General features: G+C 64.9%; 25 protein-coding genes. 18 read left to right on the top strand and 7 right to left on the bottom strand.

Annotation, left to right across the window (positions count from 1 at the left end; genetic code table 11):
- Positions 1-9: 9 nt before the first annotated feature.
- On the bottom strand, positions 10-936 hold the full coding sequence (locus ACG0Z6_RS13905; RefSeq protein WP_394462386.1) for an AAA family ATPase: 927 nt from the start codon (positions 934-936) through the stop codon (positions 10-12).
- Between the two features lie 50 nt (positions 937-986).
- Here ACG0Z6_RS13905 and ACG0Z6_RS13900 point away from each other — a divergent pair, with 50 nt between their 5' ends.
- Both ACG0Z6_RS13900 and ACG0Z6_RS13895 read left to right on the top strand, forming a co-directional pair.
- Positions 987-1,922: a histone deacetylase family protein gene (locus tag ACG0Z6_RS13900; protein WP_394462384.1), complete on the top strand. Its 936-nt coding sequence runs from the start codon at positions 987-989 to the stop codon at positions 1,920-1,922.
- A gap of 59 nt (positions 1,923-1,981) precedes the next feature.
- A complete protein-coding gene (locus ACG0Z6_RS13895; RefSeq protein ID WP_394462382.1) occupies positions 1,982-3,250 on the top strand; it encodes a mechanosensitive ion channel family protein in 1,269 nt (422 codons plus the stop codon).
- 56 nt (positions 3,251-3,306) lie between these two features.
- Here ACG0Z6_RS13895 and ACG0Z6_RS13890 read toward each other — a convergent pair whose 3' ends face one another.
- Positions 3,307-4,056: a LuxR C-terminal-related transcriptional regulator gene (locus ACG0Z6_RS13890; protein ID WP_394462380.1), complete on the bottom strand. Its 750-nt coding sequence runs from the start codon at positions 4,054-4,056 to the stop codon at positions 3,307-3,309.
- A gap of 129 nt (positions 4,057-4,185) precedes the next feature.
- On the opposite strand from ACG0Z6_RS13890, the gene surE reads away from it, so the two are divergent.
- Genes surE through rlmD form a run of 5 tightly spaced genes read left to right on the top strand, consistent with a single transcriptional unit; the run spans position 4,186 to position 9,114 of the window.
- Positions 4,186-4,938: a 5'/3'-nucleotidase SurE gene (gene surE, locus ACG0Z6_RS13885; protein WP_394462378.1), complete on the top strand. Its 753-nt coding sequence runs from the start codon at positions 4,186-4,188 to the stop codon at positions 4,936-4,938.
- Positions 4,935-5,762 (top strand): protein-L-isoaspartate(D-aspartate) O-methyltransferase, encoded by an 828-nt coding sequence (locus tag ACG0Z6_RS13880; RefSeq protein ID WP_394462376.1) that lies wholly within the window; start codon positions 4,935-4,937, stop codon positions 5,760-5,762. The genes surE and ACG0Z6_RS13880 overlap by 4 nt, the downstream gene beginning before the upstream one ends.
- A gap of 26 nt (positions 5,763-5,788) precedes the next feature.
- The gene (locus ACG0Z6_RS13875) at positions 5,789-6,688 is read left to right on the top strand and encodes a peptidoglycan DD-metalloendopeptidase family protein (RefSeq protein ID WP_394462374.1); all 900 of its coding nucleotides are present in this window, start codon (positions 5,789-5,791) and stop codon (positions 6,686-6,688) included.
- A gap of 40 nt (positions 6,689-6,728) precedes the next feature.
- On the top strand, positions 6,729-7,691 hold the full coding sequence (gene rpoS / locus ACG0Z6_RS13870) for an RNA polymerase sigma factor RpoS (protein WP_394462372.1): 963 nt from the start codon (positions 6,729-6,731) through the stop codon (positions 7,689-7,691).
- Between the two features lie 58 nt (positions 7,692-7,749).
- Positions 7,750-9,114: a 23S rRNA (uracil(1939)-C(5))-methyltransferase RlmD gene (gene rlmD, locus ACG0Z6_RS13865; protein ID WP_394462369.1), complete on the top strand. Its 1,365-nt coding sequence runs from the start codon at positions 7,750-7,752 to the stop codon at positions 9,112-9,114.
- Between the two features lie 11 nt (positions 9,115-9,125).
- Here the strand turns inward: rlmD and mobA are convergent, their stop codons facing one another.
- The 4 genes from mobA to ACG0Z6_RS13845 form a co-directional block, all read right to left on the bottom strand.
- Positions 9,126-9,773 carry a molybdenum cofactor guanylyltransferase MobA gene (gene mobA, locus ACG0Z6_RS13860; RefSeq protein ID WP_394462367.1) on the bottom strand — a complete coding sequence of 216 codons (648 nt, stop codon included), beginning with the start codon at positions 9,771-9,773 and terminating at the stop codon, positions 9,126-9,128.
- 1 nt (position 9,774) lies between these two features.
- A complete protein-coding gene (gene moaA / locus ACG0Z6_RS13855) occupies positions 9,775-10,908 on the bottom strand; it encodes a GTP 3',8-cyclase MoaA (RefSeq protein ID WP_394462365.1) in 1,134 nt (377 codons plus the stop codon).
- 131 nt (positions 10,909-11,039) lie between these two features.
- Complete coding sequence (locus ACG0Z6_RS13850) at positions 11,040-11,642, bottom strand: phenylacetic acid degradation protein PaaY (RefSeq protein ID WP_394462870.1); 603 nt, start codon at positions 11,640-11,642, stop codon at positions 11,040-11,042.
- A 101-nt stretch (positions 11,643-11,743) separates the two neighbouring features.
- Positions 11,744-13,291, bottom strand: a complete 1,548-nt coding sequence (locus ACG0Z6_RS13845) for a methyl-accepting chemotaxis protein (RefSeq protein ID WP_394462363.1) — start codon at positions 13,289-13,291, stop codon at positions 11,744-11,746.
- A 314-nt stretch (positions 13,292-13,605) separates the two neighbouring features.
- Here ACG0Z6_RS13845 and ACG0Z6_RS13840 point away from each other — a divergent pair, with 314 nt between their 5' ends.
- The 11 genes from ACG0Z6_RS13840 (at position 13,606) to nadB (ending at position 24,528) form a co-directional block, all read left to right on the top strand.
- On the top strand, positions 13,606-14,409 hold the full coding sequence (locus ACG0Z6_RS13840; RefSeq protein ID WP_394462361.1) for an enoyl-CoA hydratase-related protein: 804 nt from the start codon (positions 13,606-13,608) through the stop codon (positions 14,407-14,409).
- Positions 14,410-14,422: 13 nt separating this feature from the next.
- Positions 14,423-14,872, top strand: coding sequence for a hydroxyphenylacetyl-CoA thioesterase PaaI (gene paaI, locus ACG0Z6_RS13835; protein ID WP_394462359.1), 450 nt, complete (start codon positions 14,423-14,425; stop codon positions 14,870-14,872).
- A gap of 29 nt (positions 14,873-14,901) precedes the next feature.
- Entirely contained in the window at positions 14,902-16,206 is a 1,305-nt protein-coding gene (paaK, locus tag ACG0Z6_RS13830) for a phenylacetate--CoA ligase PaaK (protein ID WP_394462357.1), read from the top strand.
- Positions 16,207-16,235: 29 nt separating this feature from the next.
- On the top strand, positions 16,236-17,237 hold the full coding sequence (gene paaA / locus ACG0Z6_RS13825; protein WP_394462355.1) for a 1,2-phenylacetyl-CoA epoxidase subunit PaaA: 1,002 nt from the start codon (positions 16,236-16,238) through the stop codon (positions 17,235-17,237).
- 42 nt (positions 17,238-17,279) lie between these two features.
- Entirely contained in the window at positions 17,280-17,579 is a 300-nt protein-coding gene (paaB, locus tag ACG0Z6_RS13820; RefSeq protein WP_394462353.1) for a 1,2-phenylacetyl-CoA epoxidase subunit PaaB, read from the top strand.
- Between the two features lie 66 nt (positions 17,580-17,645).
- A complete protein-coding gene (paaC, locus tag ACG0Z6_RS13815; RefSeq protein WP_394462351.1) occupies positions 17,646-18,422 on the top strand; it encodes a 1,2-phenylacetyl-CoA epoxidase subunit PaaC in 777 nt (258 codons plus the stop codon).
- A gap of 2 nt (positions 18,423-18,424) precedes the next feature.
- The gene (gene paaD / locus ACG0Z6_RS13810; protein ID WP_394462349.1) at positions 18,425-19,018 is read left to right on the top strand and encodes a 1,2-phenylacetyl-CoA epoxidase subunit PaaD; all 594 of its coding nucleotides are present in this window, start codon (positions 18,425-18,427) and stop codon (positions 19,016-19,018) included.
- A gap of 5 nt (positions 19,019-19,023) precedes the next feature.
- The gene (paaE, locus tag ACG0Z6_RS13805; protein WP_394462347.1) at positions 19,024-20,103 is read left to right on the top strand and encodes a 1,2-phenylacetyl-CoA epoxidase subunit PaaE; all 1,080 of its coding nucleotides are present in this window, start codon (positions 19,024-19,026) and stop codon (positions 20,101-20,103) included.
- A gap of 27 nt (positions 20,104-20,130) precedes the next feature.
- Positions 20,131-20,748, top strand: coding sequence for a TetR/AcrR family transcriptional regulator (locus ACG0Z6_RS13800; RefSeq protein ID WP_394462345.1), 618 nt, complete (start codon positions 20,131-20,133; stop codon positions 20,746-20,748).
- Positions 20,745-22,793 carry a phenylacetic acid degradation bifunctional protein PaaZ gene (gene paaZ, locus ACG0Z6_RS13795; protein WP_394462343.1) on the top strand — a complete coding sequence of 683 codons (2,049 nt, stop codon included), beginning with the start codon at positions 20,745-20,747 and terminating at the stop codon, positions 22,791-22,793. Before ACG0Z6_RS13800 ends, paaZ begins: the two co-directional genes overlap by 4 nt.
- An 82-nt stretch (positions 22,794-22,875) precedes the next feature.
- Positions 22,876-24,528, top strand: a complete 1,653-nt coding sequence (nadB, locus tag ACG0Z6_RS13790; RefSeq protein ID WP_394462341.1) for an L-aspartate oxidase — start codon at positions 22,876-22,878, stop codon at positions 24,526-24,528.
- Between the two features lie 7 nt (positions 24,529-24,535).
- On the opposite strand, the gene ACG0Z6_RS13785 is transcribed toward nadB, so the two are convergent.
- A complete protein-coding gene (locus ACG0Z6_RS13785; RefSeq protein ID WP_394462339.1) occupies positions 24,536-24,820 on the bottom strand; it encodes a late competence development ComFB family protein in 285 nt (94 codons plus the stop codon).
- Between the last annotated feature and the right edge of the window lie 180 nt (positions 24,821-25,000).

Genomic DNA, 25,000 nt, shown 5'->3' with positions numbered 1-25,000 from the left:
GCGCGCCACTCAGGGCAAGGGAATGGCCGCCACCATGGCCATGACTTGTTCGCGCGCACCCCGGCTGCTGCTGCCGCGCGGGCGCAGCCGGTGGGCAATGGTCTGGGGCAGGATGGCCTGCACATCGTCGGGGCTGACGTAATCGCGCCCTTGCAAAAGCGCCTTGGCGCGCGCTGTGCGCAGCACCGTCAAGGCCGCGCGCGGGCTCAGCCCCTCCACAAACCACTGGCCGCTGCGCGTGGCTTCGATGAGGGCTTGCAGGTAGTCCAGCAGCGCGTCAGAGGCGTGCACGGCCTGCACCTCTTGCTGCCAGCGCAGCAAATCGGCCGCACTGGCCACGGGTTTGAGGGTGCGTAGCTGCTCGCGGCGGTCCACGCCGGTGAGCAGCTCGCGCTCGGCGCGCCGGTCGGGGTAGCCCAGGCTCAGGCACATGGTGAAGCGGTCCAGCTGCGACTCCGGCAGCGGGTGGGTGCCCAGTTGTTCGCTGGGATTTTGCGTGGCGATGACGAAGAAGGGCTCGGGCAGGGCGCGGGTCTGCCCGTCGATGCTGACCTGATGCTCCTCCATGGCTTCCAGTAGTGCGCTTTGGGTTTTGGGACCCGCGCGGTTGATCTCGTCGGCCAGCAGCACTTGGTGGAACACCGGCCCGGGGTGAAAGCGCAGGCTGTCGCTGTCGCGCTCATAGAGGCTGTAGCCCAGCAGGTCGGCCGGCATCAAGTCGTTGGTGAACTGCACGCGTGCGAATTTCAGTCCGAGCGACAAAGCCAGCGCTTGCGCCAGCGTGGTTTTGCCCACCCCAGGCAAGTCCTCAATCAGCAGGTGCCCCCCGGCCAACATGCAGGCCAGGCAGTCCTGGATCTGGGTGTCTTTGCCTCGAATGATCGTGCTAATCTGGGCTTGCAAGCCCTTCAAAGTCTGCTGCGGTGCGGTGTTCATGCAAGACACCATACCCCAGATGACCTGACCCCAAAGCCACAGACAGTCCTATGCCGACCCTCTATTTCAGCCACCCCGACTGCCGGCGTCACGACATGGGTGCCGGGCACCCGGAATGCCCCCAGCGCCTCGATGCGATTGAGGATTGGCTGATCGTGCAGGGCCTGGACGCAGGCTTGCAGCGCCAGGAAGCGCCGCTGGTGGAGCTGCCCGCGCTGGAGCGTGCGCACACCCACCGCTATGTGGCTGAACTCAGCGCCCAGCTGCAAGCCTTGCAAGACACCGGCGAACAGCAGGCCCTGGACCCCGATACCGTGGCCATGCGCCACACCTACCGTGCCGCATTGCGCGCCGCTGGTGCTGCCGTGGCCGCCACCGATGCTGTGCTGGCCGGTACGGCCGAAAACGCCTTTTGCGCCGTGCGCCCACCGGGCCATCACGCCACGCGCGAGCAAAGCATGGGCTTTTGCTTTTTCAACAACGTGGCCGTGGCCGCGCGCCATGCCCTGGACCACCACGGCTTGCAGCGCGTGGCGGTGGTGGACTTTGATGTGCACCACGGCAACGGCACCGAAGACATCCTGGCTGGCGACGAGCGTGCGCTGATGGTCTCCATCTTCCAGCACCCGTTCTATCCGCACAGCGGTGCCGTGCCCATGGGCCCCAATATGTGCAACGTGCCCGTGCCGCCTTACACCCGAGGTGGCGATGTGCGTGAACTCATCGAGGCCAACTGGATGCCTGCGCTCGAAGCCTTTGCGCCGCAGATGATCTTTATCTCAGCCGGTTTTGACGCCCACCGTGAGGATGAGCTGGGCCAGCTGGGCTTGGTGGAGGCCGACTACGAGTGGATCACGCTGCGCCTCATGGATGTGGCCCAGCGCCACGCCGGCGGGCGCATCGTTTCGGTCTTGGAAGGCGGCTACCATCTGCCAGCGCTGGCGCGCAGCGTGGGTGTGCACCTGCGGGCCTTGGCTGGCATCTGAATTTTTTTGACGCAGCCCGGCAGTCTTGTGGCGATGCCGGGCTCATTTGTTTCCAGGACATGAACAATTTGGACTTCCATCAACTGGAGGCGCTGCTGGCCTCATTCCTGCACCCAACTGCTCTGGTGGAGCTGGGGGTGTTTCTGGCCTGCCTGGGCCTGTCTTATGTGTTGGTGAAGCTGTGGCGGCAGCGCAGCGCAGAGCTCGCAGAGGGTGACTCGATTCTTTTTGGTCAGCATGTGGTGGATGGCGTGCTGTTCCCTGTTGTGGCCTTGGCGCTCGGGCTTGTTTCACGCAAGGTATTTGTGCTGCTGGAGCAGCCGCTGGCGGTGTTCAAGCTCGTGTTGACGGTGCTGCTGGCCCTGGTTGTGATTCGCATCACGGCGCGCGTGCTGCGTGCGGCTTTGCCGCAGGCGCGCTGGACGGTCTTGCTGGAGCGCAGCGTCTCCTGGCTGGCTTGGGGCGGATCGATTTTGTGGATCACCGGCGTGCTGCCTGTGTTGCTCAAGGATATGGATGAGATCCGCTGGAGCATTTCCGGGACACAGGTGAGTTTGCTGGAGCTGTTGCAAGGCGCTTTGTCAGCGGGCTTTGTGATGGTGCTGGCGCTGTGGCTGTCCTCGGCCATCGAGGCTCGCTTGATGCGGTCGAGCCGTTTGGACATGTCCATGCGCAAAATCGCCGCCAACCTCTCGCGAGCTGCGCTGCTGTTTGTAGGGCTGCTGGTGGGGCTCAATGTCATGGGCGTAAACCTCACCGCGCTGTCGGTGCTGGGGGGGGCCCTGGGTGTGGGCATTGGCTTTGGCTTGCAAAAGCTCGCAGCCAACTATGTTTCAGGTTTTGTGATCTTGGCCGAGCGTTCTCTGCGCATCGGCGACATGGTGCGCGTGGATAACTTCGAGGGCCGCATTAGCGACATCAAAACGCGCTTCACGGTGATTCGCGCACTCAATGGTCGCGAAGCCATCGTGCCCAACGAGATTCTCATGACCACGCGAGTCGAAAACCTCTCGTTGGCTGACCCCAAGGTGCTCATCACCACCATCGTGCATGTGGCCTATGGCAGCGATGTGGAGCTCATCATGCCGCGCATTGCCCAGTGCGTGGCTCAAGTGCCGCGTGTCTTGCAGGACCCCGCACCCAGTGTGCAGCTCAGCAACTTCGGCGCTGATGGCCTGGAGTTGACGGTGCTTTTCTGGATTTGCGACCCCGAAAACGGGCAAGGGGGGCCGCGCTCTGATGCCAACCTCGCCATCTTGCGTCTACTCACCGAGCTGGGTATTGATATTCCTTTTCCGCAGCGTGTGGTGCACAAGGTGGGGCACTGAGCGATTAGGCCCGGCGGTGGCTCTGCCTCACAGCCTTGCTGTTGTGAGAGGCTGCGCTACACCAGTCCTTGCTTGCTGGCCAATACAGCGGCTTCTGCGCGGCTGGAGACGTTGAGTTTCTTGTAGATGGACTTGATGTGGTCATTGACGGTGAACCACTTGATACCCATCAGATTGGCAATTTCCTTGATGGTGAAGCCCTTGCTCAGATAGGTGAGCACTTGGTTTTCTCTGGGCGTGAGGCGGTCCCATTCCGGCAGGGGATCAAGCGTGACCCCTTTGTGGCTGGAGTGTTGGGTGGCGCTGAGGTTGCCCAAAGAGGAATTGTTCGTGCCCGCTGCAGGGGCTTCGCCGCTGCTGGCCGTTGCTGCGGGGCGAAAGTGCTGAAGCAAGCGGCGTGCAATAGCGGGCGAGAGGGGCGGCTGCCCACGAACGATGCGCTGCAATTCCTCCACCAACACCTCAAAGCGGTCTTCCTTGAGCAGGTAACCGTCGGCCCCACGTTGCAAGGCAGGGAAGAGGTGGTCGTCGTCTGAATACAAGGTGGTGACGACCTTCATCGCGGGGTTGCTTGCGACATCTGCCAAAAATTCCAAGCCATTACCGTCGGGCAATTCAAGGTCGATGAGAAAGAGCTTGAACTCATTGCCCGCCGATTCGTTACTGCCCGTGACTTGATGGCGTGCGCTTTCAAGATCACAGGCCTCAACGATGAGCATGTCGTCAGAAAAACTCTCCCGCACAACACGGGCCAGAAAAGTTCTGGCCACTGGGTTGTCTTCGATGATGAGTACTTTTACAGACATGGCATGGGGGTGGCTGTGCTGTCCGATCCTAGCGCAAGCGCGGCGGCGGACGTAGCCAATCATTTGCGGGTCAGTGGCGCATTGTGCGGAGTTGCTCTAGAGCGACCGGGGCTGCCTAGAATGCGCCGCATGCGAATACTGATTGCCAACGATGACGGTTACCTTGCCCCGGGCTTGCAGGCCCTGGTGCAAGCGGTGCAGGGACTGGGTGAAATTGAGGTGATCGCGCCGGAGCAAAACGCCAGCGGCACCTCCAATGCGTTGACGCTGTCGCGCCCGCTGTCGGTGTTTCATGCCGCCAATGGCTACAAGTTCGTCAACGGTACGCCCTCAGACTGCGTGCATTTGGCCCTCACCGGAGTTTTGGATTACCGCCCCGATTTGGTGCTTTCGGGTATCAATCAAGGGGCAAATATGGGCGACGACACGCTCTACTCCGGCACCGTGGCTGCGGCGTCGGAGGGTTATTTGTTCGGTGTGCCTGCGGTGGCGTTCTCTCAGGTGGACAAGGGCTGGACGCACCTGGACAGTGCGCAGGCGCTGGTGCGAAGCGTGGTGCAGGAGCTCTTGCAAGGCGATTTGAGCCAACCGTTCTTGCTCAATGTCAATATTCCGAACCGACCTGACGCTCATCTGCGTCCGCGGCGTATCACGCGCCTGGGGCGGCGCCATGTCAGCGAGCCCCTGATTGCTCAGCGCAACCCACGTGGCGAGACCATATATTGGATCGGGCCCGCAGGTGATGCCCGCGAGGCGGGTGAGGGTACGGATTTTTATGCCACGGCCGCTGGTGATGTTTCCATCACGCCCTTGCAGTTGGATCTGACCGATCACGCCGGATTGCCTGGCTGGGCTGCGAAGCTCAAAGTGGGCGGCGCATGAGTGCGCCTCCGCGCAAACGCTTTCCGCTGTCGCTCACGCAGCTCGACGGTGCGAGCCCACGCGCGGTGCCTGCTTCGGCAGCACGTGTCTTGATCAAGCCTCAGCGCCACTGGCAGCAGGCTGAGGCGCATGCGCGGACCACGGCGCCGTCAGGCCTGGGGCTGGATTCGTCAGAGGTGCGCCTGCGCATGGTCCAGCGCCTGCGTGCCGAGGGCATTGAAGACGAGCGGGTGTTGCGTGCCTTTGCGGAAGTGGCGCGCCATGAGTTTGTGGACAGCGCTCTGGCCACTCAGGCCTATGAAGACACGGCCTTGCCCATTGGGTTGGGGCAGACCATCTCCAAGCCCTCGGTGGTGGCGCGCATGCTCAGCCTGTGCCTGCAGGGCCAGCTGACGCAGGGAGCCGCCCCGCCGTGGCGCCAAGTCCTTGAGATCGGCACGGGCTGTGGCTACCAAGCAGCACTGTTGTCGCGGCTGTCGCGCCGCGTGGTGAGTGTGGAGCGCCTCAAGCCCTTGCATGACAAAGCGCGCGGGCATTTGCAGCAGTACACCAACGTCAGCGTGGTGTATGCCGATGGCTGTGCTGGCTATGCGGCCTCAGCACCCTTTGATGTGATCGTCGCGGCCGCAGGGGGGGAGGAACTGCCCGAACCCTGGCTGCAGCAATTGGCCCCGGGAGGGCGTCTGGTGGCACCACTGTCTTTGCCCGGACGTGGTCAAGCTCTGGTGGTGGTGGATCATGTGCAGCAAGCCGGGCGCAGCAGCTACGTCCGCACAGTGCATGAGAGCGTGCTCTTCGTCCCCCTAAAATCTGGTGTGATGTAAGCGCGATCTTCCCCCTCACTTCGCTCATGCAAAAAAATCAAACGATGACAAAGACTTACTGGCTGTGGAGTGCCCTGGCACTGACGTTGGCACTGTCGGGCTGTACCAATACCCCACACCGTGCTCCGGTGGAGGAGCGCAGCGTCGGCAAGTCAGCTGGGGCTAGCAAGCCGCCTCTGCAACCCACCGCAGAGGCTCTACCCGAAGGCAAGCCTTTGCCAGGTGCAGAAAATGCGGGCAAGCCTGGCTACTACACCGTCAAACCAGGCGACACGCTCATCCGTGTGGCCCTGGAGGCAGGGCAGAGCTGGCGCGACATTGCCAAGTGGAATGGGCTAGAAAACCCCAACGTCATTGAGGTTGGGCAGGTGTTGCGTGTGGTGCAGCCGGGGGTGGACCCCACCCAAGTCAGTGCCAGGCCTGTCACCTCTGCGCGTGTCGACACAAAGCCACTTGACAGCCGTGGAGGCAAGCCTGAAACCCCTAAAGAGAGCCGCCCATCAACGGCTGCTCCGAGTCCCAGCTCACCAGCGTCGGCGGCGTCCCCTGGCGCTAGCTCCGATGAATTGCAGCTGGTGTGGCCTGCCAACGGGCCCGTGCTTGCTGGCTTTGATGAAGTCAAGAACAGGGGATTGCTTTTCTCGGGTAAGGCGGGGGACCCGGTGTTTGCCGCAGCCGACGGTCGTGTCGTCTTTGTGGGCGTATTGCGTGGTTATGGCAATCTCGTCATCATCAAACATAACGCCACGTATCTGACGGCTTATGGACACAACCAAAGTTTCGTCGTGAAAGACGGACAAGCGGTTCGCGGCGGGCAGAAGATTGCAGAGATGGGCTCCACGGACGCCGAACAGGTGCAGCTCATGTTCGAGGTGCGTCGCAATGGGCGCACCATTGACCCCGCCCGCATGTTGTCCAGTCGATAGCAACGCGTCAGAGACCGTGGTGAACTCGTTGGGAGTCACCATGCATACAGCGTCGGCTGAAGCCGAAAGCCATTTCCCCGATCGCGCACGTGAAGTAGAGGACCCGCCCGCAGCGGTAGAGCTGGAGGCTTGGGGCGTCGCCCAGGACGCCGATCCGGGCAACGCGCTGCAGGCCTACTTGCGGGACATTCGGAAAACCCCGCTGCTGACGCCGCAGGAAGAGTTCGAAGTGGCTTCGCGGGCCCGCCAGGGTGACTTCGATGCCCGGCAGATGATGATCGAGCACAACCTGCGCTTGGTGGTCAGCATCGCCAAGAGCTATATGGCGCGGGGCTTGCCCTTGAGCGACTTGATCGAGGAGGGCAATCTGGGCTTGATGCATGCCATTGGCAAGTTCGAGCCCGAGCGTGGGTTTCGCTTTTCCACTTACGCGAGCTGGTGGATTCGCCAAGCCATTGAGCGAGCACTCATGCACCAAGCTCGATTGGTGCGCTTGCCCGTGCATGTGGTGCGCGAACTCAACCAGGTGCTCAAAGCCCGGCGCACGCTTGAGGCCCTGGCTGCGCAGCGCGGCCAAGGAGGTGGGGCGCGGGCTGAGGAGCTGGCGTTGCTGGTCAAACGCCCGGTGGCCGAAATCGCGGTGTTGCTGTCCTATGCAGAGCACCCCACGTCGCTGGATGCACCGTTGGACCGGCAGGGTGAGGGCTCAGAGTCTGGGCTGGACTTGGTGGCGGATGACCAGGCCACCGACCCCGTCGGGCAGCGACTGAGCCATGAGGTGGAAGACCTGCTGCAGCATGGTTTGGCGGCTTTGTCCGAACGCGAGCGTGAGGTGCTGGCCGGCCGCTATGGCTTGGCCGACCGCGAGCCCGAGACGCTGGATGTGTTGGCCGTGCGGCTCAAGCTCACGCGCGAGCGCATACGGCAAATCCAGCTTGAGGCGCTGGACAAACTCAAGCGCGCCATGATGCGCCGCGGTGTGAGCCGCGACTCGATTTTCTGAATCCCAGCTCGAAGCGCAAAGCCGCGGCAGCCGTGGAGCTGGCTGGGATAATCCGCGCATGACTGACGTATTGGAATGGCTCAAGGTCGAGTCCCTGGACCTTGAGGCGCAGGGCGTTGCGCACAACGCTGAGGGCAAGGTGGTGTTCATCGAAGGCGCGCTTCCCGGCGAGGAAGTTCAGGCGCAGGTGGGCCGGCGTAAGAACAATTGGGAGCAGGCCGTGATGAGCGCCATGCGGCGCGAGAGCGCGCAGCGGGTGCGCCCGGCTTGCCCGCACTTTGGCTTGCACGCGGGGTCCTGCGGCGGCTGCAAGATGCAGCACCTGCACCCCGCCGCCCAGGTGGCGGTCAAACAGCGCGTGCTGGAAGACAACCTCTGGCATCTGGGCAAGGTCAAGCCCGAGCGCGTGGCGCGCCCCATCGAAGGGCCTGCCTATGGCTACCGCTACCGGGCGCGGCTGTCGGTGCGCTATGTGCCCAAAAAGGGGCAGGTGCTGGTGGGCTTTCACGAGCGCAAGAGCCGCTACATCGCCGACATGCAGGTCTGTCCGGTGCTGCCCCCCAAGGTCAGCGCCATGCTGATGCCGCTGCGCGACTTGGTCGCCAGCATGGACGAGCGCGACCGCCTGCCGCAAATCGAACTGGCCGTGGGCGAGGCCAACGGCAGCTTGGTCACGGCGCTGGTGCTACGCCATCTGCAGCCGCTGGGTGCGGCCGATCTGCAGCGCCTGCGGGACTTTGCGCAGGCCCACGATGTGCAGTGGTGGCTGCAGCCCAAGGGGCCCGACACCGTGCACCTGCTGGATCCAGGTGGGCCGGAACTGGCCTATTCGCTGCCTGAGTTCGGTGTGCTCATGCCCTTCAAACCGACCGACTTCACGCAGGTCAACCACCACATCAACACCGTGCTGGTGGGTCGTGCACTGCGCTTGCTGGACGTTCAGCCGCAAGAACGTGTGATCGACTGGTTCTGCGGCCTGGGTAACTTCACCTTGCCGCTGGCCACGCAGGCTCGCGAGGTGTTGGGCATCGAAGGCAGCGAGGCCCTGGTGCAACGCTCGCGTGAGAACGCCCAGCGCAACGGGCTCAGCCACAAAGCTCAATTTGTGGCGCGCAATCTCTTTGAAATGACGCCCGAGCTGCTGGCCGCTGACGGCGTGGCTGATCGCTGGCTGGTGGATCCGCCTCGCGAGGGTGCTTTCGCCCTGGTCAAGGCCTTGGCCGATTTGGTGCAAAACCCTGAGCTGGCACCGGGCTGGACGCCGCCGCAGCGCATTGTGTATGTCTCGTGCAGCCCCTCCACCCTGGCGCGTGATGCGGGGTTGCTGGTGCATCTGGCGGGCTACCGCTGCACCTTGGCCGGTGCGGTGAATATGTTCCCGCACACCGCGCACGTGGAGAGCATTGCGGTGTTCGAGCGCTGAGGCGTGGCCCTTCAGTCTGGCTTGGGCTGGTGCAGCGCTTCGGGCGTGTTGACGTTGGCAAAGGCCGTGGCATCGCCCGCAGCGTCCAGCAGCACGGCGCGGGCCCCGACCTGCTGCAGCCACTGCAGCACGCGGCGTTGCTGGCCCTGCAGGGCTGAGGCCAGCTCGGCATGCAGGCTGCTGTGCAGCAGTGCAAACACGGGCTGGGGGCCGTCAGCCGTCTGCGCGTAGGCGGCGCGGTCTTGCGCGCACAGCGCCGCGCAGAGTCGCGCAGCCAGCGTGGGGCTCAGCAGTGGCGCATCACAGGGCACGCTCAAGAGCCAGGCGCCTTGCCGCGCGGTTTGGGCGTGCAGGGCTTGCAGCGCGGCATGCCACCCGGCCAGTGGCCCGAGGTGTCCGGGAAGGGCGTCGCTGAAGACGCGCTCCACACCCAGCGTGGCGTAGCGCTCGGCGTTGCGGTTGGCGCTGATCCATACCGTGCCGACTTGGGGGGCTAGGCGTTGCAGCACATGCTGCACCAGGGCTTGTGATGGCGCTTGCGCGGCGGGCCACATCACCCAGCCTTTGTCCACGCCGCCCATGCGCTGCCCCTGGCCGCCAGCAAGAATCAGCCCTGTGAGCTGCTCAGGGCGCGGGCTTTGCCAGGGCGGGGCGTGCATCTCAGCCGCCGATGTAGTGCATCTCGATGCGCTGGCTGCCATCGCGCTGGGCCTCGGCAGTGCCGCGCAGCTCCGAGTAGCGGTCGGCACGGCGCGCCCACAGCGCGGCCAGTGCGGCGGCAATTTGGGCGTCGCTATAGCCCTTGGGGTCGCGCAGCAGGGCGCGCAAATCGTGGCCGCGGTTGGCAAATAAGCAGGTGTACAAGACACCTTCGGTGGAGAGCCGCGCGCGGTTGCAGTCACCACAAAAGGCGTGGGTGACGCTGGAGATCAGGCCCAGCTCGCCCTCACCATCGGCATAGCGCCAGCGCTGGGCGGTTTCGCCCTCGGCGCTGGGAGGCAGTGGCGTGAGGGTGAAATGCGCCTGCAGGCGCTGCAGCACCTCGTCGGAAGGCAGCACTTGGTCCATGCGCCAGCCATTGCTGCTGCCCACGTCCATGAACTCGATAAAGCGCAGCACTGCGCCGCTGCCCAGGAAGTGGCGCGCCATGGGCACGATGTCTTGATCGTTGACGCCGCGCTGCACCACCATATTGATTTTTATGGGGTTCAGCCCCGCGCGACGTGCGGCCTCGATGCCCGCCAGCACTTCGGCCACGGGGTATTGCACATCGTTCATGCGCTGAAACACCGCGTCGTCCAGTGCATCCAGGCTGACGGTGATGCGCTGCAGGCCCGCAGCTTTGAGGGCCTCGGCCTTGCGCGCCAGCAGCGAGCCGTTGGTGGTCAGCGTGAGGTCCAGCGGCTCGCCATCTGGCGTGCGCAGCCGCGCCAGCATGGCGATGAGTTCTTCGATGTTCTTGCGCAGCAGCGGCTCGCCGCCGGTGATGCGCAGCTTGCGCACGCCGCCATGCGCCACAAAGACGCGCGCCAGCCGGGTGATTTCCTCAAAGCTCAAGAGTTCGGCATGCGGCAAGAAGCGGTGCGATTTGTCGAACACCTCTTTGGGCATGCAATAGCCGCAGCGGAAGTTGCAGCGGTCGGTCACGGAGATGCGCAAGTCCCGCAGCGGGCGTGCCAGGGCATCCTGCCAGTTGCTGCTGCTGGCGCGGGGCTGGCCGGGCAGCTCCTCGGGCACTTCGACCCGACGCTGCGGCAGCGGCTCGCGATAGAGGGGAATCACGCGGTCAGACATGGCTGCGCATTGTGCCTAAGGGGTAGGCTCAAAGGTGTGCAGCATCCCCCATGTGGACGCGCTTGCCGCTGGGGTTTGTGCGCAGGGCGGCTCTTGAGCGCGGGTTGACTTGCTGTTGGCGCTGCGCCGCTCTAGGTGCGGCGGCTGGCGATTTTGCTCGCCAGAGGGGGCAATTGCAGCGCTGGGCGACCGGGTTCGGCCTCCTGCAGGGGCTCGACCTCCTGCAGGGTTTGAAGGCAGCGCACAGTGAGCTGCTGATAGGCCAGCGTGCCTTCGTGCTTCCAGGCCAGCTCCTGATCGCTGAGTTCGCGCAGCACCTTGGCGGGGATGCCTGCAGCAAGGCTGCGTGGCGCAATGTGCTGACCTGCTTTGACAAAGGCGCAGGCCGCCACGATGGCGCCTGCGCCAATGTCGGCCTCGTCCATGACCACTGCTTTCATGCCAATCAAAGCGCCTTGGCGCACCACACAGCCATGCAGCACTGCGCCGTGCCCCACATGCCCATCACGCTCCACGCAGGTGGTGGTATGGGGAAAGCCGTGAAGTACGCAGCTGTCTTGCACATTGGCGCCCGCGTGGATTTCAATGCGGCCGAAGTCGCCACGCAGCGATGCACAGGGCCCGATGTAGGCGCCCGCGCTCACGTGCACGTCGCCGATCAGCACAGCGCTGGGGTGGACAAAGGCTTGGGGGTGGACCACGGGGCGCACCCCGTCAATGGCATAGCAGGGCATAGCGTCTTCGTCAAAGCACAAAGGAGCCGATTGTGCGGGCATGGGGAGCGGTGTATGCCATAACGAGCCAAGCTGCAGGCCCGGTCAAGCACCTGCATGACTCAGCGGCGCAGCTGGAACACGGCCACCAAACCGTAGAGCTCATCGGCGCGTTGGCGCAGCCCATCGGCCGCGGCTGCCGACTCTTCCACCAGCGAGGCGTTTTGCTGCGTCATCTCGTCGAGCTGCTGAATGGCCTGACCAATCTCGCCCAATGTCACGGCCTGGGCCGATGTGGCTTGGGAGATTTCGGCCACCACGCGCGAGACGCTCTGCACACTGCGCACCACCTCCGTGATGGTGCTGCCGGTATCGGCTACCAAACGGCTGCCGCTCTCAACCTGGTCGACCGATGCGCCAATCAGGCCTTTGATCTCTTTGGCCGCCTGCGCGCTGCGCTGCGCCAGGGCCCGCACCTCGCTGGCCACCACAGCAAACCCCCGGCCCTGTTCCCCGGCGCGGGCTGCTTCCACGGCGGCATTGAGCGCCAGGATATTGGTTTGAAAGGCAATGCCGTCGATGACGCCGATGATGTCGGCAATGCGGTGGGAGGCCTGCTGGATGTCGCGCATGGTTGAGACCACCTGTTGCACCATGTCGCCACCACGCTCGGCCACTTGCGCGGTGTCGTGGGCGAGTTGATTCGCCTCACGGGCAGACTCGGCATTGGTGGTCACGCCTTCGCGCAACTGCTGCATGGCCGCGCCGGTTTGCTCCAGGCTGGATGCCGCTTGTTCGGTGCGGTTGGAGAGGTCGAAGTTGCCGGTGGCGATTTCGTTGGACGCCAAGCGCACCTGCTCGGCCACACCGCGCACACCGCTGATGCTGTCTGAGAGGCGTTGCTGCATGGCGCTGAGCCTCTGAGCCAGCACCGCCAGTTCGCTGCGGCCTTCGGCGGCAATGTCCTGACTCAAGTCACCTTGGGCGATGCGCTCAGCCATGGCAGAGGCCAGGCCCAGCGGTCGCACGATGGAGCGTGTCAACAAAACAGCCATGACCACAGCCAAGAGGGCCGCAGCGGACATCATGCTCACAATCAAGGTGGTGGTGCGCTCGGCGGCGATCATGGCCGCTTTTTCGGTGCTTTCTACTCGTTCGCGGCAATATTCCGCAAAGTCCTGCAACGCGCCCAAGTACACATCCACCTTGGGCAGCAAGTCGGTTTGGGTGCGCTTGAGGATGTTGATGCCTTCTTTGCGCTGGGCGATCAGTTCGTCGCGCACGCGTTGGTAGTCCTTGCGGGTGGCGTCAATGCGATCGTTGAGCGCTTTGGCTTTGGCGTCCTTGGGCAGTTCACCGAGCTGCCTTTGTATCTCGTCGACTTGCTTGGAGATGGCGCTGGACTTTTGCGTGAAGACCTCGACGAATTCAGGATCGTTGTGGGTGATGGAGATGATGCGCCGCTGAATATTTCCCTCGCTCATGCCCGCCCATGCGCGGGACAAATCCAGGGCTTTGACGTCGATATTGATCAGCGTTTGGATTTTTTGGTTGAGTATCTGCACGCGCCAGGCGGCAACGGCGCTGGCGGTCACGAGTGCGGCAATCAAGACGGAAAAGGCCAGCAACATGCGTTGGCGTATGGAGCTGTGATGGGCTATTCGAAGCATGCCGACCCCCTGCACGGGAATGTGAAAGATTCACGGTTTCTGTGGTTTCTCTGGTTTCTGACGCGGTGCGCCTGTGCAATTGTTTGCCTTTTGGCCCATTTGCGCCGACAGAGATGGCGGGGTATTCGGCTGTTTATCGTCGCAAGTTGAGCTCGGATGTGCGAGGGGTGCAGCGCGTCGGGCTTGCCCTGAGGCGGCGATCGGCCTAGGGATAACACTAGGCTGATCTGCGCACCAATGTCTTGCTGTGGGTCAAGTGGGCCTCCTATGATCTACCGACCGGTAGGTAATGCACATTCAAGCGAGTCCCCACCATGACGTTTTCTCCGCAGAGCCCCAGCATTGCCACAGCGATCGAGGGCGGTGTTTGCCACATCACGCTCAACCGCCCTGAGGCACTCAATGCCTTCACTGCGCCGATGCTCGACGCCTTGGCTGCGGCGTTGCAGGAGGTGGCCGCCAACGAGCAGGTGCGCGCCCTGGTGTTGACCGGGGCTGGGCGGGCCTTCAGTGCCGGGCAAGATTTGCAAGAGCCGCTGGTGCGGCCCGAGCCCGGCGTGCGCAAAGACTTGGGCCTGATGCTGGACCACTACCTGCCCGTGGCCAGAGCCCTGCGCTCGCTGCCCGTGCCCACGGTGTGTGCGGTCAACGGCGTGGCCGCAGGCGCGGGCGCCAACCTGGCCTTGGGTTGCGACATCGTGCTGGCCGCCGAAGGCGCGAGCTTTATTCAAGCCTTCTCAAAAATCGGCCTGATCCCTGACTGTGGCGGCACCTGGCTGCTGCCGCGTTTGGTGGGCCGCGCCAAAGCCCTGGAACTGGCGCTGCTGGGCGACAAGCTCAGCGCGTCTGAGGCCGCTCGCCTGGGGCTGATTGCGCGCTGTGTGCCCGCCGAGACCCTGGCTGCCGAAGCCCTGGGGGTGGCGCAGCGCCTGGCGGCCTTGCCGACGAGTGCTCTGGTGCGCACGCGTGCGCTGGTGGACGCCGCCATGGACTTGCCTTTTGATGAGGCGCTCAGCGCCGAGCGCACCGCGCAAAGCGCGCTGGGCCAAGCCCATGACTACCAAGAAGGCGTGCAAGCCTTTTTGGACAAGCGTGCACCGCGCTACGCCGACCGCTGAGCCCCCAACGCCCATGAGCCACGCAACCCTCTCGCCTCAAGAGCTGGCCCAGGCCGTGCGTACGCACATGCTGGCCCAGGACCGCGCCAGCCTCGGCCTGGGGATGGAAGTGGTGGCCATTGCGCCGGGCAGTGCCGCGGTGCAAATGCGCGTGCGCGCCGACATGCTCAACGGCTTTGGCATCTGCCACGGTGGCTTCATCACCACCCTGGCCGACTCGGCCTTTGCCTTTGCCTGCAACAGCCGCAATGTGCTCACCGTGGCCCAGGGCTTGAGCGTGGACTTTGTGGCCCCGGCGCGCGAGGGCGATGTGCTGCTGGCCCAGGCCCAGGAACAACATCTGGCGGGCCGCACCGGTGTGTACGACGTGCGCGTGACGCGCGCCGACGGCAGCCTGGTGGCGGTGATGCGCGGCAAGTCTTACGCCCTCAAGGGCAAGTGTGTGCTGCCCGAGCTGGGCTGATTCGGCAACTTCCACGACTGGAGTGAGTGATGTCTCTGCCGTTCCCTGCATCTGAGCTTGAGCCCATAGAGCGTGCCAGCCGCGACGAACTGCAGGCCCTGCAGCTGCAGCGCCTGCGCTGGACGCTGCAGCACGCCTACGAGCATGTGCCGCACTACAGGGCCGCGTTTGATGCCAAGGGCGTGCACCCCTCAGACCTCCAGCAGCTGGCGGACCTGCGCCACTTTCCCTTCACCACCAAGGCCGATTTGCGCGCCAACTATCCCTTTGGCTTGTTTGCCGTGCCGCGCCAGCGGGTGGTGCGCGTGCATGCGTCGAGCGGCACCACGGGCAAGCCCACAGTGGTGGGCTACACGCAAAACGACATCGACACCTGGGCGCAGCTGGTGGCGCGTTCGCTGCGAGCCAGTGGCGTGCGCGCGGGCGACATCGTCCACGTGGCCTATGGCTACGGCCTCTTTACCGGTGGCCTGGGCGCCCATTACGGGGCCGAGCGGCTGGGCTGCACGGTCATTCCCATGTCCGGCGGCCAGACCGAAAAGCAGGTGCAGCTGATCCAGGACTTCAAGCCCGATGCCATCATGGTCACGCCCAGCTATATGCAGGTGATCATCGAGGAGTTCGAGCGCCAGGGCTTGGACCCGGCACAGATGTCGCTGCGCGTGGGCATCTTTGGCGCCGAGCCCTGGACCGAAGCCATGCGCCAGGAGATTGAGCGCAAGGCCGGCATCGACGCGGTGGACATCTACGGCCTGTCTGAAATCATGGGCCCGGGCGTGGCCAATGAGTGCATTGAAACCAAAGACGGCCCGGTGATTTGGGAAGACCATTTCTACCCTGAGATCATCGACCCCGAAACTGGCGAGGTGCTGCCCGACGGCGCCGAGGGCGAGCTGGTCTTCACCACGCTGAGCAAAGAGGCGCTGCCCATGGTGCGCTACCGCACGCGCGACCTCACGCGGCTGCTGCCGCCCACGGCGCGCAGCATGCGGCGCATTGGCAAGATCGTGGGCCGCAGCGACGACATGCTCATCATCCGCGGCGTCAACCTTTTCCCCTCGCAGATTGAAGAGCTGGTGCTGCAAGAGGCCGAGCTGTCGGGCCAATACCAGCTGGTGGTCTCGCGCGAGGGCCTGCTCGACGAGGTGAGCGTGCGCACCGAGCTGCGCAGCGGCGTGCCGCTGTCGCGCGCCGCTGAGCTGAGCCGCCACTTGCAGCACCGCATCAAGACGCTGATTGGGGTCTCCACGCGCGTGGACGTGGGGGCGCCTGAATCCATCGAACGCACGCTGGTGGGCAAGGCCCGCCGCGTGGTGGACCGCAGACCGCGCTGAGCGCGGTCAACGACTGACGGAGAAAACCTATGTACACCCAAGCCATGAGCGTTGGTCCCCAAGACCAAGCGGCCAAGCTGCAAAGCGCCGAAGAGCTCGCGCGCACGGCGGCGTTTGAAGCGCGCATCGATGCGGGCGACTTCATCGAGGCCAAAGACTGGATGCCCGAGCACTACCGCAAGACCTTGGTGCGCCAGATCAGCCAGCACGCGCACAGCGAAATCGTGGGCATGCTGCCCGAGGGCAACTGGGTGACGCGCGCGCCCACGCTCAAGCGCAAAGCCATCTTGCTGGCCAAGGTGCAAGACGAGGGCGGCCACGGCCTCTACCTCTACAGCGCTGCTGAAACCCTGGGCACCACGCGCGACCAAATGCTCGAGGCCCTGCATTCGGGCAAGGCCAAGTACAGCTCCATCTTCAACTACCCCACGCTGAACTGGGCCGACATCGGCGTGATCGGCTGGCTGGTCGATGGCGCGGCCATCATGAACCAGGTGCCGCTGTGCCGCTGCTCCTACGCGCCCTATGCGCGCGCCATGATTCGCATCTGCCGCGAAGAGAGCTTCCACCAGCGCCAGGGCTACGAGAGCCTGCTGGTGATGATGCAAAAAGGCACGCCCGAGCAAAAAGCCATGGTGCAAGACGCCGTCAACCGCTGGTGGTGGCCCTCGCTCATGATGTTCGGGCCGCACGACAAAGACTCCCCCAACTCCGAGCAGTCCATGCGCTGGGGTATCAAGCGCATCAGCAACGACGACCTGCGCCAGAAGTTCGTGGACGCCACCATCCCGCAGGCCGAGGTCTTGGGCGTGAGCGTGCCCGACCCTGACTTGAAGTGGAACGCCGAGCGCGAGCACTACGACTTCGGCCGCATCGACTGGGACGAGTTCTGGCGCGTGGTCGGCGGCGACGGCCCCTGCAACCGCGAGCGCCTTCAAACCCGCGTCAACGCCTGGGAAGAGGGCGCCTGGGTGCGCGAAGCTGCCCTGGCCCATGCCCGCAAAGCCGCCGCCAAAGCGCAGGCCGCCTGAGACACCGCCAACCCATCCGCACTGAATCACGAGGAAGCCACCATGACCACACCGCTGCCCAAAAACGAATGGCCCCTGTGGGAAGTTTTCGTCCGCTCCAAAGCCGGGCTGGACCACAAGCACTGCGGCAGCCTGCACGCGCCCGACGCCAAGCTGGCGGTGCAAATGGCCCGCGAGGTCTACACGCGGCGCCAAGAGGGCGTGAGCATCTGGGTGGTGCGCGCCAGCGACATCCACGCCAGCGACCCCGGCCAGAAGAGCATGTACTTCGACCCCATGGAAGACAAGGTGTACCGCCACCCCACCTTCTATGAGCTGCCCGAGTCCGTGAACCACATGTAAAGCGCGGGCAGGCCTTTGCAGCCGTGCTGCATGGGCCCGCTCCCCAGCAGGGCAGGAGATCACGAGATGACCCAACAATCCATCCAGGTCAGCGACAAGGCTGACGTTCGCTACGTGCTGCGCATTGCCGACAGCTGCCTCATTCTTTCCCAGCGTTTATCCGAGTGGTGCGGCCACGGCCCCATCCTGGAAGAAGACCTGGCCTTGACGAATATGGCGCTGGACCTGGTCGGCCAGGCCCGCGCCTTGCTGACCCACGCGGGCCAGCTCGACGCGCAAGGCCACGACGAAGACCAGCTCGCCTTTTTGCGCGATGAGCGCCAGTACTTCAACCTCGTGGTGGCCGAGCTGCCGCGCGGCGACTTTGCCTTCACCGTGGCGCGCAACCTCTTGCTCTCGAGCTGGTTGCTGGCACTGTGGCAGGGCCTGCAGAACAGCCGCGACGCTGAGCTGGCCGCCATTGCCGCCAAGGCCGCCAAAGAAGCGCACTACCACCAGCAGCATGCCGCCGATTGGTTTGTGCGCCTGGGCGATGGCACCGAAGAATCCAAGCGCCGCATGCAAGCTGCACTGGTGCAGCTGTGGCCCTATGTGGGCGAGCTCTTCATCAGCGACAGCGTCGACCAAGCGGCTGTGGCGCAGGGCCTGGGCCCGAGCTTTGCCAGCACCCGTGCGGTGGTGGAGCAGACCCTGGCCGCCCTCATCGAGGAAGCCGAGCTGCAGCAGCCCGCCGCTTCGCGCTGGGTGCCCCAGGGCCACCAAGGTGTGCACAGCGAGCACATGGGCCACCTGCTGAGCACCATGCAGTACTTGCAGCGCGCCTACCCCGGCGGCGTGTGGTGATCATGGCCGCGGTGTCCATACTCCCCACTCCAGGCTTGGTCCCGGTGGCCGCGCCGCGTGTGGCGGCGGCCTGGGAGGCCCTGCGCGGGGTGATGGACCCCGAGGTGCCGGTGATCAGCCTGGTCGAGCTGGGCATTGTTCGCGAGGTGCGCGAGCTGCACCTGAGTGCGGCCGATGCCCACGATGCCGCAGCCGAGCCCGTGCTGGAGGTGGTGCTCACGCCCACCTACTCGGGCTGCCCGGCCACGGAGCTGATTCAGCAACTGGTGCAAGAAGCGCTGGCTCCCTGGGGCCCGGTGCGCATCAGCTTGCAGCGCGCCCCGGCCTGGACCACCGACTGGATAGACCCGCAAGGGCTGGAAAAGCTGCGCGCCTATGGCATTGCCCCGCCGGGGCCGGCCCGCTGCGGCACAGCGGCGGCAAGCGCTGAACAGCCGCTGCGCTTTCACCGTCGCGCCAGTGCGGCCGCGCTGGCCTGCCCGCGCTGCGGCTCCCACCACACCGAGCAGCTCAGCGCCTTTGGCTCGACAGCGTGCAAAGCCTTGCACCGTTGCCTCAGCTGCCTGGAGCCTTTCGAACACTTCAAACCCATCTGACTCTCATGAGCCTGAACTTCCACCCCTTGCGCGTACGCGCCGTGCGCCCCGAAACGGAAGAAGCCGTTGTCGTCAGCTTCGAGGTTCCGCCCGAGCTGCGCGAGACCTTCCGCTACACCCAGGGCCAATACCTGACGCTGCGCGCCGAGGTCGGCGGCGAAGACCTGCGCCGCTCCTACTCCATCTGCGCTGGTGTTGACGACGACGAGCTGCGCGTGGGCGTGCGCAAGGTCGCCGGCGGGCGCTTCTCCAACTGGGTCAATGGCCAGCTTAAGGCGGGCGATGTGATCCAGGTCTTCCCGCCGCAGGGTCGCTTTTTCGTGCCCGTGCAGCCGCAAGAGCGCCGCCACTACCTGGGCATTGCCGGGGGCTCGGGCATCACGCCCATCCTCTCCATCATGAAGACCGTGCTGGCGCAAGAGCCGCTGAGCCGCTTCACGCTGATCTACGGCAACCGCAAGCAAGCCTCCACCATGTTCAAGGAGGAGATTGAAGACCTGAAGAACAGCTACCTCACGCGCGTGGCGCTGCACCATGTCTTCAGCGACGAGCATGTGGACGCGCCCCTGATGGCCGGTGTGATGAACCGCGCCAAGATTGCCGAGCACCTGCACAGCCTCATCGACCCCAGCACCATCGACCACGCCTTCGTCTGCGGTCCCTACCAGATGAACGACGAAGCCGAAGCTGCGCTCAGCGCTGCCGGTGTGCCCAGCGAGCGCATTCACATCGAGCGCTTTGGCACGCCCGAGATGCAGCAAGGCCAGGCCGCGCCGCATGCGGTCAAGGAAGGCGACGCCGAGGCCGCGACCATCGTGCTGGTGCGCGACGGGCTGGCGCGCGAATTCCCCTTCAGCCGCCAAGACCCCAGCTTGCTCGACGCCGCCGCGCGCGCCGGGCTGGAAGTGCCTTACAGCTGCAAGAGCGGCGTGTGCTCCACCTGCCGCTGCAAGGTGCTCGAAGGCCAGGTGCGCATGGACAAAAACTTCGCGCTGGACAAGCACGAAGTGGCCGCGGGCTTCATCCTCTCCTGCCAGGCCCATGCGCTGACCGAGCGTGTGGTGATCTCTTTCGATGAGCGCTGAAGCACGCTGCGCGCGCGCTGCCTGAACATGGCCCGCGGACGCGCCCCCAACTACGAAGCCACGCGCGAGGAAATCCTCGCGCAGGCCGCACGGCTGTTTGCCAATCTGGGCTATGCCGCCACCTCCATGAACGAGGTGGCCGAGGCCTGCGGCGTCACCAAGCCCACGCTCTACCACTATGTGCGCGACAAGCACGACCTGCTCATGCAGATCTGCCAAACGCATGTGGACGAGCTGGTGGCCCTGGTGCAGGAAGTGCAGGGTCGGGGCCTGGCGCCGCGCGAGCACCTGCAGGCCCTGGTGTGCCGCTTCATGCATGTCTACGGTCAGGCGCAGCACCAGCACCGCGTGCTCACCGAAGACCTGCGCTTTTTGCAAGAGGCCGACCGTCAGCGCCTGCAAGCCCTGGAGCGCCAGGTGGTGCAGGCCTTTGCCGATGCGGTGCTGGCCCTGCGGCCAGAGCTGCGCGGGCACAAGCTGGACAAGCCCGTGACCATGCTGCTGTTTGGCATGATGAATTGGACCTTCACCTGGCTGCGCCCGGACGGCGCATTCAGCTACGAATCCCTGGCGCCCCTGGTGGCCGAGCTCTTTTTGGGCGGGCTCATGGCGCTGCAACCCACAACCCCACACACCACACCATGAACTCCCCGACATTGCAGAGCTATATCGCCGGTCGATGGGTAGGCCAGCAGCCCGACAAGCTGCTGTCCAGCGCCCTCAACGGCCAACCCGTGGCCTACACCCATGCCGAGCGGCTGGACTTTGCCGAGAGCCTGCACCACGCACGCAGCGTGGGCCTGCCGGGCCTGCTGGCGCTGGACTTTCAGCAGCGCGCCGCGCGGCTCAAGGCGCTGGCCCAGTACCTGATGGAGCACAAGGAAGCGCTCTACGCCATCTCCACCCACAGTGGCGGCACGCGTGCCGACAACTGGATTGATGTGGAAGGCGGCATCGGCACGCTCTATGCCTACGCCTCCATGGGCCGGCGCGAGCTGCCCTCGAGCAATGTGGTGCATGAGGGCCCAGCCCAGCAGCTGGGCAAGGCCGGTGCCTTCTGGGGCACCCACGTGCTGGTGCCCAAGCGCGGTGTGGCCGTGCACATCAACGCCTTCAACTTCCCCATCTGGGGCATGTTGGAGAAGTTCGCGCCCAACTTCCTCGCGGGCATGCCCGCCATCGTCAAGCCCGCCAGCGCCACCAGCTATGTGGCCGAAGCCGCCGTGCGCCTGATCGCGCAAAGCGGCCTGCTGCCCGAGGGCAGCTTGCAGCTGATTGTGGGCTCCTCGGGCGATTTGCTGGACCGCCTCACCGAAACCGATGTGGTCACTTTCACCGGCTCGGCCCAGACGGCGGCCATGCTGCGCGTCAACGCCAATCTGGTGGCCCGCAGCGTGCCCTTCAATGCCGAGGCCGACAGCCTGAACTGCGCCATCTTGGCCCCGGACATCACGCCCGACGACGCGGAGTTCGATCTCTTCGTCAAAGAAGTGGCCAAGGAAATGTGCGCCAAGACCGGCCAGAAGTGCACGGCCATCCGCCGCGCCATCGTGCCCGCGCACCTCATCGACGCCGTGGCCAGCAAGCTGCGCGAGCGGCTGTCCAAAATCAAGGTGGGCGACCCTGCTGTGGACGGCGTGCGCATGGGCGCGCTGGCCTCCAAAGAGCAGCAGCGCGATGTGCGCGAGCGCGTGGCCCAGCTGGCCGCTGGCAACGAGGTGATCTGGGGCGAGCGCGATGGCTTTGCCCCCGTGGGCGAGGGCGTGGCCGAGGGCGCGTTCTTCTCGCCCACGCTGCTGCTGTGCCGCGACGCTCACGCCAATGCCGCCGTGCATGACATCGAGGCCTTTGGCCCCGTCTCCACGCTCATGCCTTACGCCGATTTGGACGAAGCGCTGGCGCTGGCCGCGCGCGGCCGTGGCTCGCTGGTGGGCACCATCGTCACCAAAACGCCAGCGCTGGCAAGCCAGGCGGTGTTCCATGCGGCAGCCTTCCATGGCCGCTTGCATGTGCTGGACGCTGAGGCGGCCACTGAATCCACCGGCCACGGCTCGCCCCTGCCCATGCTCAAGCACGGCGGCCCGGGTCGCGCCGGCGGTGGCGAGGAGCTGGGCGGCATCCGTGCCGTCAAGCACTACCTGCAGCGCTGTGCCGTGCAGGGCTCGCCCACCATGCTCACCGCCATCACCGGCGAATATCAGCGCGGGGCCAAGGTGCGTGAGGACGCGGTTCACCCCTTCCGCAAGCACTTCGAAGACATCGAGGTGGGCGACTCGCTGCTGACGCACCGTCGCACTGTCAGCGAGGCCGACATCGTCAACTTCGGCGGCGTCTCGGGCGACTACTTCTACATGCACTTCGACGAAGTGGCCGCCAAAGACAGCCAATTTGGCCAGCGCATTGCGCACGGCTACTTTGTGCTGTCGGCCGCGGCGGGCTTGTTTGTGTCTCCCGCGCCTGGTCCGGTGTTGGCCAACTACGGGCTGGACACGCTGCGCTTTGTGAACCCCGTGGCCATTGGCGACACCATTCAGGCACGGCTCACCTGCAAGCGCCGCATCGACCGCGGCAACCGCCCCGACCAACCGCCCCAGGGCGTGGTGGCTTGGGACGTGCAGGTCATGAACCAGCGCGGTGAATTGGTGGCCAGCTACGACATCTTGACCCTGGTGGCCAAGCGGTCCAGCTGAGCGCTTTGGCGTGCCCATGCGGCGCGCTCCGTAGAATCGGCCCTCCCTGACAAAAAGAGCCCCAGTAGGTGGAGGGCACGATATGGCCAAGAACGCTGCAGCTGCAAACACCCCGGACGCCCCGGTGGTCATCATTGGGGCCGGGCTGGCGGGTTTGACGGTGGCGCTCAAGCTGGCCGAACACGTGCCCGTGGTGGTGCTGGCCAAGCGCCGCTTGAACGAAGGCGCCACGGCCTGGGCACAGGGGGGCATCGTCGGCGTGCTGGGCAGCGACGACAGCATCGACAGCCATGTGCGCGACACGCAGGATGCGGGCGCGGGCCTGGTGGATGAGGCCACCGCACGCTTTATTGCCGAGCGCAGCGCCGCTGCCGTGGGCTGGTTGGTGGAGCAGGGCGTGCCCTTCACGCCCGACGCCGAAGGTCCGCTGGGCCTGCACCTCACGCGCGAGGGTGGGCACGCGGTGCGGCGCATCGCGCATGCGGCCGACGCCACAGGCAAAGCCATTCACGACGCGCTGCTGGCCAAGGCTGCAGCCCACCCCAATATCGCGCTGCGCGAGCGCTGGATGGCGGTGGACCTCATCACCTCGCGCCACTTGCAGCGCAGCGAGGTCTCGCGCTGCTACGGTGTTTACGCGCTGGATATCGACGCGCAGCGCGTCGAGGCCCTGCCAGCGCGGGCCGTTGTGCTGGCCACTGGCGGCGCAGGCAAGGTCTACCGCTACACCACCAACCCCGACACCTCCACGGGTGACGGCATCGCCATGGCCTGGCGTGCGGGCTGCCGGGTGGCGAATATGGAGTTCATCCAGTTCCACCCCACCTGCCTGTATCACCCGCAAGAGCGCAGCTTCCTCATCACCGAGGCGCTGCGAGGCGAGGGTGGCCAGCTGCGCCTGCCCGACCATGTGGGCGGCGCGCGCTTCATGGCTGACCACGATCCGCGCATGGAGCTGGCACCACGCGACATCGTGGCCCGCGCCATCGACTTTGAAATGAAAAAGCACGGTGTGGACCATGTCTGGCTGGACGCCACGCCCATCGTGCGCGAGAAGGGCGAGGCTTTTCTCAAGTCCCACTTCCCCACCATTTATGCGCGCTGCCTGAGCCTGGGGCTGGACATCACGCGCGAGCCCATTCCGGTGGTGCCCGCGGTGCACTTCACCTGCGGCGGGGTGGTGTCAGATTTGGCCGGCCGTGCCGATCTGCCCGGGCTTTACGCCGTGGGCGAGACGGCGTACTCCGGCCTGCACGGTGCCAACCGCTTGGCCAGCAATTCGCTGCTCGAGTGTGTGGTGCTGGGCGAGAGCTGCGCCAGCGACATCCTGGCCGAGGCTGCGCCGGGCGCGGTGGCCCTGCCGGCCTGGGATGAGAGCCAGGTGGAAGACGCTGACGAGCAGGTGGTGATTGCCCACAACTGGGACGAATTGCGCCTGCTGATGTGGAACTACGTCGGCATTGTGCGCACCACCAAGCGCTTGGAGCGCGCGCTGCACCGCATTGCGCTGCTCAAGGGCGAGATCCACGACTACTACGCCAACTTCCGCGTCAACCGCGATTTGCTGGAGTTGCGCAACCTGGTGGATTGCGCCGAGCTGATCGTGCGCTCGGCGCTGCGGCGCCACGAGAGCCGTGGCTTGCACTACAGCCGCGACTACCCGCGCACCTTGCCCGCCAGCCTGCCCACCGTGCTGGTGGACGAGCGCGACACGGCGCGGCCGCCGCGGCGCTGACCCGCGCTCAGCGCTCGGCCTTCATGGACTGACGCGCGCCCACAAAGGCATAGGCAAAGGCCACGGCGTCTTTGATGGAGTTCTCTACCTCGCGGCGTTCCTGCTCCGTGAGGTAGAAGGAGTAGTCGACGGCATGGCGGATATAGCGCGGCGGCAGCCGGTTCAAGGCCACGCAGGCCACGTCCATGAGCAAATCTGGCTCGTTGCTGAACTCAGGGAATTTGTCAGCCGAAGCAGCCACTTCGGCAATCACCTCTGACTCGTGGTGGTTGTAGATGGGCGAAAAGTCCATGCAGCAGGCTCCCTACGCGCACGCCAAGCGGTGCGGCTGTCTCTGTATGTGGCTCAATGTCGCCGGTACCCAGCCCAAGGCCAAGGTACCGACGCTGTGGTGCCGTAAAGATAGCACTGCCCCCTCTAGGAATAGCGGGCGATATGCGCCCGCAAACCTCGCCAAATTGTGTTGCCGTGA

This window comes from Roseateles rivi (genome assembly GCF_043555845.1).
GTDB classification, from domain to species: Bacteria; Pseudomonadota; Gammaproteobacteria; order Burkholderiales; family Burkholderiaceae_C; genus Roseateles; species Roseateles rivi.
This window is presented reverse-complemented; position numbering and strand designations above follow the sequence as displayed.

Coding starts and splice junctions, on each gene's coding strand:
- ACG0Z6_RS13895 (WP_394462382.1), top strand. CDS start 1,982: ATGAACAATTTGGACTTCCATCAACTGGAGGCGCTGCTGGCCTCATTC.
- ACG0Z6_RS13785 (WP_394462339.1), bottom strand. CDS start 24,820: ATGGACTTTTCGCCCATCTACAACCACCACGAGTCAGAGGTGATTGCC.
- ACG0Z6_RS13850 (WP_394462870.1), bottom strand. CDS start 11,642: ATGCCCTGCTATGCCATTGACGGGGTGCGCCCCGTGGTCCACCCCCAA.
- surE (WP_394462378.1), top strand. CDS start 4,186: ATGCGAATACTGATTGCCAACGATGACGGTTACCTTGCCCCGGGCTTG.
- ACG0Z6_RS13905 (WP_394462386.1), bottom strand. CDS start 936: ATGAACACCGCACCGCAGCAGACTTTGAAGGGCTTGCAAGCCCAGATT.
- paaB (WP_394462353.1), top strand. CDS start 17,280: ATGACCACACCGCTGCCCAAAAACGAATGGCCCCTGTGGGAAGTTTTC.
- paaI (WP_394462359.1), top strand. CDS start 14,423: ATGAGCCACGCAACCCTCTCGCCTCAAGAGCTGGCCCAGGCCGTGCGT.
- paaZ (WP_394462343.1), top strand. CDS start 20,745: ATGAACTCCCCGACATTGCAGAGCTATATCGCCGGTCGATGGGTAGGC.
- paaK (WP_394462357.1), top strand. CDS start 14,902: ATGTCTCTGCCGTTCCCTGCATCTGAGCTTGAGCCCATAGAGCGTGCC.
- ACG0Z6_RS13890 (WP_394462380.1), bottom strand. CDS start 4,056: ATGTCTGTAAAAGTACTCATCATCGAAGACAACCCAGTGGCCAGAACT.
- ACG0Z6_RS13840 (WP_394462361.1), top strand. CDS start 13,606: ATGACGTTTTCTCCGCAGAGCCCCAGCATTGCCACAGCGATCGAGGGC.
- ACG0Z6_RS13875 (WP_394462374.1), top strand. CDS start 5,789: ATGCAAAAAAATCAAACGATGACAAAGACTTACTGGCTGTGGAGTGCC.
- ACG0Z6_RS13845 (WP_394462363.1), bottom strand. CDS start 13,291: ATGCTTCGAATAGCCCATCACAGCTCCATACGCCAACGCATGTTGCTG.
- paaD (WP_394462349.1), top strand. CDS start 18,425: ATGGCCGCGGTGTCCATACTCCCCACTCCAGGCTTGGTCCCGGTGGCC.
- paaC (WP_394462351.1), top strand. CDS start 17,646: ATGACCCAACAATCCATCCAGGTCAGCGACAAGGCTGACGTTCGCTAC.
- mobA (WP_394462367.1), bottom strand. CDS start 9,773: ATGCACGCCCCGCCCTGGCAAAGCCCGCGCCCTGAGCAGCTCACAGGG.
- nadB (WP_394462341.1), top strand. CDS start 22,876: ATGGCCAAGAACGCTGCAGCTGCAAACACCCCGGACGCCCCGGTGGTC.
- ACG0Z6_RS13900 (WP_394462384.1), top strand. CDS start 987: ATGCCGACCCTCTATTTCAGCCACCCCGACTGCCGGCGTCACGACATG.
- rpoS (WP_394462372.1), top strand. CDS start 6,729: ATGCATACAGCGTCGGCTGAAGCCGAAAGCCATTTCCCCGATCGCGCA.
- ACG0Z6_RS13880 (WP_394462376.1), top strand. CDS start 4,935: ATGAGTGCGCCTCCGCGCAAACGCTTTCCGCTGTCGCTCACGCAGCTC.
- moaA (WP_394462365.1), bottom strand. CDS start 10,908: ATGTCTGACCGCGTGATTCCCCTCTATCGCGAGCCGCTGCCGCAGCGT.
- ACG0Z6_RS13800 (WP_394462345.1), top strand. CDS start 20,131: ATGGCCCGCGGACGCGCCCCCAACTACGAAGCCACGCGCGAGGAAATC.
- rlmD (WP_394462369.1), top strand. CDS start 7,750: ATGACTGACGTATTGGAATGGCTCAAGGTCGAGTCCCTGGACCTTGAG.
- paaE (WP_394462347.1), top strand. CDS start 19,024: ATGAGCCTGAACTTCCACCCCTTGCGCGTACGCGCCGTGCGCCCCGAA.
- paaA (WP_394462355.1), top strand. CDS start 16,236: ATGTACACCCAAGCCATGAGCGTTGGTCCCCAAGACCAAGCGGCCAAG.